Raw genomic sequence first — 10282 nt, 5'->3', positions numbered from 1 at the left:
CCTCGCGTCTTCGCGCGTCGCGCACAGCCGAGGCGGACCGCGGAGAGCGCGTGGAGGCGAGGAACGAGCGCCTTGACCCCGAGGGGCTCCATGTCACCTTGATCTCCACGATCTCCGAGCGCTCGTCCTGCACAGGGCGGGCGTTTTTGCCGTGAAATCAGGGGGTGCCGAGCGCGCCACGCGGGCGCGCGGACCTCGGCGCCCACGCCCTTTGCGAAGAGTTTCCGGAGTGTCCATGGAGCAGCACCGAGACGAGCAGATCAACTGCGCGAGCTGCGGCTCGTCGTTCCTCTTTTCCGCCACCGACGCGGCCGCGCGCGCCGAGCGAGGGCTTTCGTCCCCGCCGACCCTCTGCAAGCCCTGCTGGCGCGAGAAGCGTTCGAAGAGCACGGGCCGCAGCGAGGGCCCGGGGCGCGGCGCTCCGCGGGGGCGCGAAGGTCGAAGGCACGAGCCCGCCGCGCGCCCCGGTCGATACACGGGCGACGTGAACGAGTACCGGAGCCCGATGGCCGATCCGCACTTCGCGACGTACCCGTCGTACGGCCGTCCCGCATCTCCGGGGCCCCGCGGCGGCGGCTTCTCTCCGCGAGGTCAGGGCCCGCGAGACAGCGGCCAGGATCGCGCGCAGGGCCCGCGCGCCTCGTCCGGCCCGCGTGGCCCGCGCGGCCGCGGTTTCCCGATCACGTGCGCGGCGTGCGGCGTCGCGGCCACCGTCCCGTTCAAGCCGGCCGAGGGCCAGAAGGTCTACTGCCGCGCTTGCTTCCAGGCCGAAAAACCGTCCTGAAGCTCGTCACGAAGAACCAAGGGGTTCGGGGGGCCAAGCGCGGCCCCCCATCGTGCAGCGATCAAGCGCTCAAGCGATCTCGCAGGTCAGCTCGGGCGTGAACCCGACCTCACCGGCGCTGATCGCCACGCGCACGTCGAAGCTCGCAGCACGGCGCGCGGTCTCCTCGACCATCCCCACGACCCACAGGCGTAGCGCCAGCGACGCCGGCTCGAACTCCGCGATCTGCAGGACCACCTTGCCGCTTTGGCTCGCGCCCACCTTCCACGCGCCGAAGCTGAAGAGCCGCGACCAGATCGAGATCCCGCGTCGGATCGCGATCTGCAGATCCGGCGCGGGGCGGAGCACGCTGCGCACCGTGTTGTGGAGCTCGCCGCCGATCGCGAGGCGACCGAGCGCGCGCCATCGTGAAGGCTCGTGCAGCGAGATCGCCGTCGCGATCTCCATGTACGCGTCGAGCGCCTCGAGATCGTACGCGACGAGCGCGTTGATCGAGTCGTTCAGGAAGTCCTCGGCGTAGCGCTGCGGGAGCTGCGCGACGACCTGCTCGCGCACGCGCGGACCCGCGTCCTCCGTGAGGGCCTTGTCCACGGCGCGCAGCACCGCGCCGCGCACCTGGTACATGCCGGGGAAGCGCGACGACGCCGAGCGCGACTGCACGTACCGCGACGGCGGACCCGCGTTCGAGGAGCCCACCGACGTGCTCGAGGAGCTCGCCGACGACGCCGCGTTCCGCGCCACGCCGAGCGGCTTCGGCATCGCCGGGGGCACGAGCGGCTCGACGTTGCGCGACGACGCGATGTAGTCGCCTCGCGGCGGCGGCCCGGGATCACTCGAGCGGCTGGGGCTCCCCATGCTCGGCACGACGCGCGTCGGCGCGTACGGGATCGACGAAGCGCCGCTATCGCTGAAGCTCGTGCGCACGCTCGGCCGGATCGGCGCAGGCGCGGGGGGCGGCTCGCGCAGCGGCGTGTTGATGCGCTCGGGCTCGGGCAGGATCGTGGTCGGCGGCGGCGGCGGAGGCCCGCCTTGCGCTTGCGCCACGCTCGCCTGCGCGACGCGTCGAGGCACGTTGATGATCCGACCGAGCGCCATCGCGCGCTTCATCGGATCCGACGAGAAGCGCTCGAGCTCGCGCGCCACTTCGCCTGCGGTGGCGTAGCGCTTCATCGGATCCTTCTGCAGGAGCCTCGCCACCACCGCTTCGAGCCGCTGATCGACATGCACGCCCGCCGCGGCGAGCGTGGGCGCCTCGGCGTGCACCACGCGGAACGCCGTCGCCACGGCCGTCGGCGCGCGGAACGGGCGCGTGCCCGTGAGCAGCTCGTAGAGCAAGACGCCCACGGCGAAGAGATCACTGCGGCCGTCGATCGGCGCGTCGCCGGTGGCCTGCTCGGGCGAGAGATAGTCGGGCGTGCCGAAGACGACGCCGGTGCGCGTGCGCGGCGAGGGGCCGCTCGAGTCGAGCACCTTCGCGATGCCGAAATCCAGAAGCCTTACGACCGCTTGACCTCGCGACACGTCGAACGCGACGAAGACGTTCTCGGGCTTCAGATCGCGGTGGATGATGCCCACGCGGTGCGCGGCGTCGAGGGCCTCGAGGACGGGGATGCACGTCCCGACCGACGCGTCGACGTCGAAGCGCCCGAGCCGCTGCAGCGCGGAGCCCACGCCCTCGCCTTCGAGGTGCTCCATCACGATGTAGGGGCCCATCTCGCCCACGCCCGCGTCGATCACGTCGACGATGTTCGGGTGGCGGATGCGGTTGACCGCCTGGGCCTCCTGGAAGAAGCGCTGCGCGAGCTCGGTGTTCTCCGACAGCTCGGGGTGGAGGAACTTGATCGCGACCGCGCGGCCGGCGAGCACGTTCTCCGCACGAAAGACGTGGCCCATCCCGCCACCGCCGATGCGCTCTGCAAGGCGGTACTTGTTGTCGACGATCGCGCCGGGGGCGGGGGTTCGAGAAGCCATTCAGCCGGTGGACATGCTCGGATCCAGATGGACTTGCCTCGGGGTTCGGCCCAAGGCCCCGCCTCGAGGCAGAGCCGCTACGATACCCGCCTCCCAGGGCGAAGAGCCACTTCGGATGGTGCCAAGATAGCGAATCTCGAAGAGCGTGGGGGTCTCTTCGTTCCGCCGCCTCGTCCCTGTGCGTCGTTGCTGGTCCATCCCACGTTCCATCCCCCGGATCGCGTGACAAACTTCACATTGCTGCAAGGCCGTCCCGCCTTCAACCGGGATGAACGCGGAGATCCACGAGGGTTGTCGCGAGCTCCGCGAAGCCGCGTCCCATGGCGGCCTGGGTCACAAACTTCGGCGGAACAGGCAACGAGGGCAAGTAGGCGCGCACGTTCGCCACGCCGATCGTGGTCGTGAACGCCGCGAAGGCCGCCGCGTCGTTGCCGCTGTCGCCCACGAACGCGTACGTCAGCCGCGCGCGGGTCGGGTCCTCCCCGAACGCCGCTTCGAGGAGGCGGAGCGTGCCCGTGGCCTTGTCGGCCGGATCAAAGGAGAGGTGCAGGTGCACGCTCGACGCGAGCGTGTGAACGCCGCGCCGCGAGGCCTCCGCGCGCATCGCCGCGACGTCCTCGGCCGGCGCGCGACAGTGCTCGCCGATGTCGAGGGTCACGTCCGTGAAGCGAGCGCTGTTGTCGTCCGCGAGCGCCACGATCGGAAAGCGGACGCGGAGCTCCTCGGCGAGGGCCCGAAGCTCCGCGCGCCTCGCCCCCGCCGCCGCGAGATCCGACGGGAACACGAGGCGCAAGCGCGGCGCGCCGAACGGGCGCCGCTCCTTGACGAAGGCCACCGCGCCGTTCTCGGCGATCGCCGCGTCGAGGGGCCACTGCCGCACGAGCACCTCGGCCCACCCGGCCGGCCGACCCGTACACGCCACGAGCCGGAGCCCCGCCTCCCGCAGCCGGAAGAGCGACGCATACGCGACCTCCGTGAGCTCGCCGTGATCGAGCAGCGTGTCGTCCAGATCGAAGACGAGCCCCGCGAGCCCACGCGCCTCCTCCGCGCGCATCGTGGCGAGCTCGCGCGGCGCGGCCGAAGGCGACGCGCCCGTCACAGCACCTCGAGCCGCGCGATCACGCTCTTCAGATAAAGCCCTTCCGGGAACGCCGCGCTCACGGGGTGATCCGCGCCCTGGAAGTGCCGATCGAAGATGACCGCGTGCATCCGCGCCTCCCGCGCGCCGAGCGCGAGCGCGCGCGTGAGGTCGTCGATCGAGACCGCGCTCGAGCACGAGCTGAGCACGAGGATCCCGCCTGCCTTCGTGGCTCGACAGCCCGCGGAGGCGAGCGCCTTGTACACGCCGAGCGCTCCTTCCTTCGCGCCGCGCGTCGGCGAGAGCTTCGGCGGATCGCAGAGCACGATGTCGAAGCCGCCCTCGGCCGAGGCCCGCGACAGCGCTTGACGCGCGTCATCACGCTGGAAGTGGATCCGCCCGAGCAGCCCGTTCTTGCGCGCGCACTCCGCGCCGACCTCGATCGCGAGCGCGCTCTCGTCGACCGCGACGACCTCCTTCGCGCCCCCGCGCGCCGCCGCCATCGCGAAGGTCCCCACGAAGGAGAACGCGTCGAGCACGCGCCGCCCGTGCGCGAGCTGCTCGACCCGCGCCCGCAGCGTGCGTTGATCCAGGTAAAAGCCCGTCTTTTGCCCGAGCGCGAGCGGGATCTCGTACGAAAGCCCGCGCTCCACGAACGAGAACCTGTCGACGCTCGCATCCCCGCGGACCACCCCCGTGGACGCCTCGAAGCCCTCCTTCTTCGCGAGCTCGGCCGAGGTGCGGTCGACGATCGCGCGCGGCGAGAGCAGCTCGGACAGCGCGTCGAACACGATCCCCTCGCGCCGCTTCACGCCGATCGTGCCGATCTGCACCACGGCCACGTCGCCGAGGATGTCGACGACGAGGCCCGGCAGCCCGTCCCCTTCGGCGTGGATCAGCCGGTAGGCCGTGGTCTCGTGGCCTGCGACGTGGTTCGGCAGGCCGAGATCGCGCCGGTGCTGGATCGCGCGCTCGATGCGGCGGCGGAAGAGCGCGCCGTCGATGGGCGAATCGTCGCGGGTGTAGATGCGGACGGGGATGGCCGACCTGGGGGTGTAGAGGCCGTGACCCAGCGTCGCGCCGTGGGGATCGACGACCTTCACCTCGTCGCCGGCGAGGGCGCCGCCTTCGATGCGGGCGATGGCCTGCGCGAAGACCCAGGGGTGTCCCGTCCAGACGGGCCTCACGTGGCCCGGCTTGAGGGTGACGAGGGGGATCGGGGACCCTGACCGACGCCCCTCGGGGCGCGGCGGACTCGGGTCGGGGGCATGGGCGGATCTCGCGCGCGCGTTCATGAGCTCCGGGGGCTTGTCCGGTCGAAAAGAACGATGGCCGCCCCCTCGGAAGGCATACCGACGGGTGACGGGCTGGGGTATTGTTCTCTGTAGGCAGCCGCTTGGCCACCGTGTGAACCATTCATCACAGCCCGCCGTGGCGGACGATGCACGCGAGTGCACCGAGATCTCGCGTGAACCGTCACTCTCTGCGTGCTGGCCGATGGCACTCCGGTTGCTAGGCTGCAAGCACAAACGAGGAGTCGTCCCATGCGCCGCTTGACCCCTGCTTTGATCGTGGCTGCCGCTGCCCTGAGCCAACCCGCCGTCGCGTTGGCGGATTGCCCGCCGGGATCGTGGTTCTGCGCGGATGAGGCGCAAGCTCCCGCGCAGCCCCCGCCCGAGGCCGACACGCTCCCGCCTCCGCCGCCCGCCATCGAGGAGCTGCCGGAAGAAGAAGATGAGGCGCCTCCGCCGCCCGCGCGGTCTGCGCCGCACGTTCGTCGCTCCCAACCGCCGGTCGTCATCTATCAGCCTGCGCCGCAGCAGCCGCAGGTCATCCAGCAACAACCTGCGCAGACGCAGATCATCATCGTCGCCCCGGGTGCCCGGACGCACATCGTTCGTCGGCACCACCCGGCGGTTCGTGTCGCGCCGCCTCCGGCGCCTCCGCCGCCGGCCCGCGTGATGACCGCGCCCGCGCGCCTGCGCACGCCGCTCGCGGCTCCCGCGAAGCGCCGCTGGCAGCCCGAGTGGGGCCTCAACCTGCGCCTGCAGGGCCTCTCGATCGGCGGCGATCACGATCGCGACAACGGCGGGCAGTCCGCGCATCCCGACGCCGGGATGGGCGGCTTCGGGCTCGGCTTGCGCTACCGCCCCGTGCCTGCGTTTGCCGTCGAGGGCTCGTTCGACATCCTCGGCGGGACCGACTTCAACGGCTTCGATCGCGTCGAGACCCCGTTCTCGTTGAACGGCATTCTCTACGTGAACCCGCGCAGCCGCGCGCAGTTTTACCTGACCGGCGGCGTGCACTGGTCGAGCGCGACCGTGCAGTCGGAGAACGCGGATCCGCGTTTGTCGCCGAACCCCGATGGCAACAACTTCTCCACCGAGTACAGCTACTTCGGCGGGCAGGGCGGCATCGGCCTCGAGTTCCGCGTCTCGCGCAGGTTCGCGCTCAACATCGATGCGCTCGCGTTCATCCGCCACCGGACGGACGACGGCGCCGATACGGGCCCGGCCGAGTTCGTCGATCCGAACACGGGTCGCACGACGAACACCTCCGGCGGCGGCCTCTTCCGTGGCGGCATGACGTTCTGGTGGTGACGGCGCGCGCCGGCCTCCCGGCGCGCGGCCCCCGCCGCTGCTAGATCCTCCTCGCGCGGCCCGGCTCTCTCTCCTCGCCGGGCCGACTCTCCACCATGCAACGACTGCGGCGCCACAAGGCCCTCCTCCTGGCCATAGCCGGGGGGATCCTCTTCGCCCTCACCTCTCCGCCGACCGACCTCTATCCCGCGGTGTTCCTCGGCCTCGCGCTCTTCGCGTGGTCCCTCGAGGATGCGCCGACGACGTGGCGCGCGTTCGGCCGTGGCGCGGCGTGGGCGACGGCCGCGGGCATCGTGGGCCTGCGCTTCGTGCCGAGCGTGATCCTGCGCTTCACGCCGCTCGGCTCGGCGGCTTCGTACCTCGCGCTCGTCCTCCTCGCCGCCGGACAATCGCTCATCTGGGCGATCGGCGCCGCGACGACGCACCTCGTCCATCGCCGCGCCCGCGCGCCGTTCGTCCTCGCGTTCGCCGTCGGCGTGTTCGTCGCGGTCTCGCTCCCCTCGGTCTTCGCATGGACGCCGGCCGGCCTCGTGAGCCCTTGGCCCGCGCTCGTGCAGCTCGCGGACCTCGTCGGTGAGCGTGGCGTGTCCGTGATCTTCGCCGTCTCGGCCGCGTTCCTCGCGCGCGCTCTCCAGGCGATGCTCGCAGACGACGCGACGACGACGAAGGCGCGCTTCGGCGCGAAGACCACGGTCCCGCTCGCGATCGCCGCGGCCATCCCCGCGCTCCTCGCGACGTACGGCGCGCTCCGCATGCGCTTTCTCTCCACGCAGCCGTCGGTCGTGCGCACGATCCGCGTCGCGCTCCTCAACCAGGCCGTCGGCCCGAAGGAGCGCTGGGATCCGAAGAACCACACGGCGATCCTGCGCGATTTGCGGCGCCTCACGAAGGACGCCGAGGCGGGCGGCGTCGACCTCACGGTCTGGCCCGAGGCGGCCTACCCCTACCCGCTCATGCACGGCACGACGCAGGCGCCGCGCGGCTCACGCGCCGTGCACGGCGACGGCGCGCGCGGGCCGATCCTGTTCGGGCTCATCATGCTGGAGAAGCCGACGGCCACGAGCCCCGGCCTCGTGGAGACCAACAGCCGCAACTCCGCGACCCTCGTCTTGCCGGACGGCTCGCTCCAGCCCTCGTACGACAAGCTCGAGTTGCTCTGGTTCGGCGAGACCGTCCCGCTCGGCGCCTACATCCCGTGGCTGCGCCGCATCTTCCAGGCGAGCGGCGGCCTCGTGCCGGGCACCGAGCCGACGGCGCTCGTGCTCCCCCACGCGGACGGCTCCGTGCGCATGGGCGTGCTCAATTGCTACGAGGACACGCTCGCGGGCGTCGGCCTGCGGATCACGCGCGCGCTCCAGCCGAACCTCCTCGTGAACGTCACGAACGACGCGTGGTTCGTGGGGACCGCGGAGCCCGAGCTCCACGCGCGCCTCGCGGCCATGCGCGCGATCGAGCATCGCCTGGACCTCGTGCGCGCCGTGAACCTCGGCGTGCTCTCGTGGATCGACGCGCGTGGCGTCGTCGTCGCGCGCGACGCTTCCACGTCGCCCTCCACGCTCGTCGCGACGCCCACGCTTCGCGACGGATCGCTCACGCTCTACGGTCGCTTCGGGGACAAGCCGCTCGTGTTCGCCTTCGTGGCCGCGATCGCCGCGTTCGCGTGGCGGGCGCGTCGCAAGGGAGACGGCGCGAAGGCGGGTTCGAAAAACGAAACCGGCGCGAGCAACGAGGCCCGCGCCGGTTCCGGCGAAACGGGAGCGTAGACCGGAGAGCCGGTTACGCGCCCACCTGATCCTTGAGGCCCTTGACCGGCGTCGCGCGGACCTTGCGGCTCGCGGGCTTGCCCTTGATGGTCATGGGCTCCTTCGTGAACGGATTGACACCCTGCCGATCGGCGGTGGCGGGCGTCGCCTTCGCCTTGAGCTTGACGAGCCCCGGGATCGTGATTTCGCCCGGACCATCCGATCCGAGTTGCTTGGCCACGAGCGCCGAGAGCGCGTCGAGGACGCCACCCACGGCCTTCTTGTCGAGGCCGGTGCTCTCGGCGAGAGCGGTCGTGATCTGGGCTTTCGTCAGCTTGCTAAGAGGCATCCTGCCCTCCTCTTGGATCGCCGCCCGAAATCGGTGACGACCGCATGAAATGGCTCGGTCCGAGCACGTCCTGGACGCGAGCGGGCGACCGTTTAACAGGCGAGGAGTGGCCTCGCAAGGCAAAATCTCGCCAATGTCACCGGGGGGCGCCCGCTGTCCGCGCGCTCGCCGCCGCCTCGAGCTCCCGCGTCCGCGCCGTCATCTCGCGGTCCTCGGCCGCCGTCCGGTGGTCGTACCCGACGAGGTGCAAGAGGCCGTGCGCGAGCAGCATCGTGAGCTCGGCGAGCAGCGGACGGCCTTGCTCCGCGGCCTGCCGCCGCGCCGTGTCAATCGAGAGGATCACGTCCCCGAGGGGGCCTGTGTGCGGCCATCCCGCGCCGATCTCCGCGCCCTTCGCGCCCTTCGGCTTCCACCCGGGCGGGCGCTCGTGCAGCGGAAAAGAAAGGACGTCCGTGGGTTTGTCCTTGTGCCGGTACGAACGATTCAGCTCGTGGATCGCCCGGTCGTCGACGAGCGCGATGCTGAGCTCGATCCCCTTCAAGGCCAGGTGATCGAGCATCTTGCCTGCGCGGCGACGGATCACGGTGGGCGAGGCGCCTTCGAACGGCCCTCCCCGCGTCGCGACCTCCACCACGTTCGGCGCGGGCGCGGGCGGGGCGGGTTTGCCCTTCTTCTTCGTCGCCACGGTTACGATTGCGGGATCTTCTTCGCGTCCGCGAGGAACTGCGCGAGCCCGAGGTCGGTGAGCGGGTGCTTGAGGAGCTGCTTGATCACCTTGAGCGGCAGCGTCGCGACGTGCGCGCCGATCAGCGCCGCCTGCACGATGTGCACGGGGTGGCGCACGCTCGCGGTGAGCACCTCGGTCTTGAACTCGTAGTTCCGGTAGATCTGCACGATCTGCTGGATGAGCTCCATGCCCTCGCCCGAGATGTCGTCGATCCGACCGACGAACGGCGAGATGTACGTCGCGCCCGCCTTCGCCGCGAGCAACGCCTGCGACGCCGAGAAGCAGAGCGTCACGTTCGTCTTGATCCCCTCGGCCGCGAAGATCCGGACCGCCTTCAGGCCCTCGTCGATGAGCGGGACCTTCACCACGACGTTCTTGTGGATCCGCGCGAGCTCGCGGCCTTCACGCAGGATCTCCTGGGCCTCGACGCCGATGACCTCGGCCGAGATGGGGCCGTCGACCACCTCGCAGATCTCCGCGATGGCCACCTTCGTAGGCTTGCCCCCCTTCGCGAGAAGCGAGGGGTTGGTCGTCACGCCGTCGATGACGCCCATCGACTGCGCCTCTTTGATCTCCGCGATGTCACCCGAGTCGATGAAGATCTTCATGCACGCTCTCCGCCGAGGTGCTTAGCGCGCGCGGCGCGGCGCGTCGATAGCGGAGCGATCGGCGCGGACCGCCCACGACGGCTCCGGCACCTCGCCGTGACGAACGCGTGAAGCCGTTCGTCGGGACGCGCGGACGAGCAGCCGGACCGACCTTATTCGCGTAAGATGCGTGCATGAGACCGCCCCGCATCACCCGCCCTTCCATCTTCCTTTGCACGATAGCCCTGGCACTCCCGCTCGCCGCGGTCGCGGCCGGGTGCGGCGACGACGGCAACAGTACGAACCCGACGAGCACCAGCAGCAGCAGCACCGGCCCCGGCGGCGCAGGTGGGCAAGGCGGCGCGGGCGCGCAAGGGGGCCAGGGCGGCGCGGCGGGCGAAGGCGGCGCGGGCGGGCAGGGCGGCGCAGGCGGGCAGGGCGGCG

Annotated in this window: 10 protein-coding genes; 4 read left to right on the top strand and 6 right to left on the bottom strand. The window is 71.1% G+C overall.

Features of this window, described 5'->3' with window-relative positions; all coding sequences use genetic code 11:
• Window positions 1-235 precede the first annotated feature (235 nt).
• Complete coding sequence (locus QHF85_RS20575) at window positions 236-784, top strand: CxxC-x17-CxxC domain-containing protein (RefSeq protein WP_281328945.1); 549 nt, start codon at window positions 236-238, stop codon at window positions 782-784.
• A 69-nt stretch (window positions 785-853) separates the two neighbouring features.
• Here the strand turns inward: QHF85_RS20575 and QHF85_RS20570 are convergent, their stop codons facing one another.
• The 3 genes from QHF85_RS20570 to QHF85_RS20560 all read right to left on the bottom strand — a co-directional run bounded on the left by QHF85_RS20570 (window position 854) and on the right by QHF85_RS20560 (window position 5128).
• The gene (locus QHF85_RS20570) at window positions 854-2755 is read right to left on the bottom strand and encodes a serine/threonine-protein kinase (protein WP_281328944.1); all 1902 of its coding nucleotides are present in this window, start codon (window positions 2753-2755) and stop codon (window positions 854-856) included.
• A 259-nt stretch (window positions 2756-3014) separates the two neighbouring features.
• Window positions 3015-3854 carry an HAD-IIB family hydrolase gene (locus QHF85_RS20565; protein ID WP_281328943.1) on the bottom strand — a complete coding sequence of 280 codons (840 nt, stop codon included), beginning with the start codon at window positions 3852-3854 and terminating at the stop codon, window positions 3015-3017.
• Window positions 3851-5128: a class I SAM-dependent rRNA methyltransferase gene (locus QHF85_RS20560; RefSeq protein WP_281328942.1), complete on the bottom strand. Its 1278-nt coding sequence runs from the start codon at window positions 5126-5128 to the stop codon at window positions 3851-3853. The genes QHF85_RS20565 and QHF85_RS20560 overlap by 4 nt, the downstream gene beginning before the upstream one ends.
• Window positions 5129-5377: 249 nt before the next feature.
• Between QHF85_RS20560 and QHF85_RS20555 the strand changes: the two genes are divergently transcribed.
• Window positions 5378-6433 (top strand): outer membrane beta-barrel protein, encoded by a 1056-nt coding sequence (locus QHF85_RS20555; RefSeq protein WP_281328941.1) that lies wholly within the window; start codon window positions 5378-5380, stop codon window positions 6431-6433.
• Window positions 6434-6528: 95 nt separating this feature from the next.
• Complete coding sequence (gene lnt, locus QHF85_RS20550; protein WP_281328940.1) at window positions 6529-8196, top strand: apolipoprotein N-acyltransferase; 1668 nt, start codon at window positions 6529-6531, stop codon at window positions 8194-8196.
• A gap of 13 nt (window positions 8197-8209) precedes the next feature.
• Here lnt and QHF85_RS20545 read toward each other — a convergent pair whose 3' ends face one another.
• From QHF85_RS20545 to fsa, 3 genes are all read right to left on the bottom strand, one after another.
• On the bottom strand, window positions 8210-8524 hold the full coding sequence (locus QHF85_RS20545) for an HU family DNA-binding protein (RefSeq protein WP_271917145.1): 315 nt from the start codon (window positions 8522-8524) through the stop codon (window positions 8210-8212).
• Window positions 8525-8660: 136 nt separating this feature from the next.
• Complete coding sequence (gene ybeY, locus QHF85_RS20540) at window positions 8661-9107, bottom strand: rRNA maturation RNase YbeY (protein ID WP_348652748.1); 447 nt, start codon at window positions 9105-9107, stop codon at window positions 8661-8663.
• A 104-nt stretch (window positions 9108-9211) separates the two neighbouring features.
• A complete protein-coding gene (gene fsa, locus QHF85_RS20535; RefSeq protein ID WP_281328938.1) occupies window positions 9212-9859 on the bottom strand; it encodes a fructose-6-phosphate aldolase in 648 nt (215 codons plus the stop codon).
• Between the two features lie 173 nt (window positions 9860-10032).
• Between fsa and QHF85_RS20530 the strand changes: the two genes are divergently transcribed.
• Window positions 10033-10282: hypothetical protein (locus tag QHF85_RS20530; protein WP_281328937.1), on the top strand; the 250-nt coding region annotated here is incomplete at its 3' end.

Origin of the sequence: Polyangium sp. 6x1 (assembly GCF_029946515.1) — a bacterium.
GTDB lineage: Bacteria > Myxococcota_A > Polyangia > Polyangiales > Polyangiaceae > Polyangium.
Note: the sequence above shows the minus strand (reverse complement) of the source record. Positions and strands in the feature narration are given on the sequence as shown.

Bases quoted from the DNA above. Each gene is read 5' to 3' on its own strand.
- QHF85_RS20575 (WP_281328945.1), top strand. From the start codon at position 236: ATGGAGCAGCACCGAGACGAGCAGATCAACTGCGCGAGCTGCGGCTCG.
- lnt (WP_281328940.1), top strand. From the start codon at position 6,529: ATGCAACGACTGCGGCGCCACAAGGCCCTCCTCCTGGCCATAGCCGGG.
- QHF85_RS20570 (WP_281328944.1), bottom strand. From the start codon at position 2,755: ATGGCTTCTCGAACCCCCGCCCCCGGCGCGATCGTCGACAACAAGTAC.
- QHF85_RS20555 (WP_281328941.1), top strand. From the start codon at position 5,378: ATGCGCCGCTTGACCCCTGCTTTGATCGTGGCTGCCGCTGCCCTGAGC.
- fsa (WP_281328938.1), bottom strand. From the start codon at position 9,859: ATGAAGATCTTCATCGACTCGGGTGACATCGCGGAGATCAAAGAGGCG.
- QHF85_RS20545 (WP_271917145.1), bottom strand. From the start codon at position 8,524: ATGCCTCTTAGCAAGCTGACGAAAGCCCAGATCACGACCGCTCTCGCC.
- QHF85_RS20560 (WP_281328942.1), bottom strand. From the start codon at position 5,128: ATGAACGCGCGCGCGAGATCCGCCCATGCCCCCGACCCGAGTCCGCCG.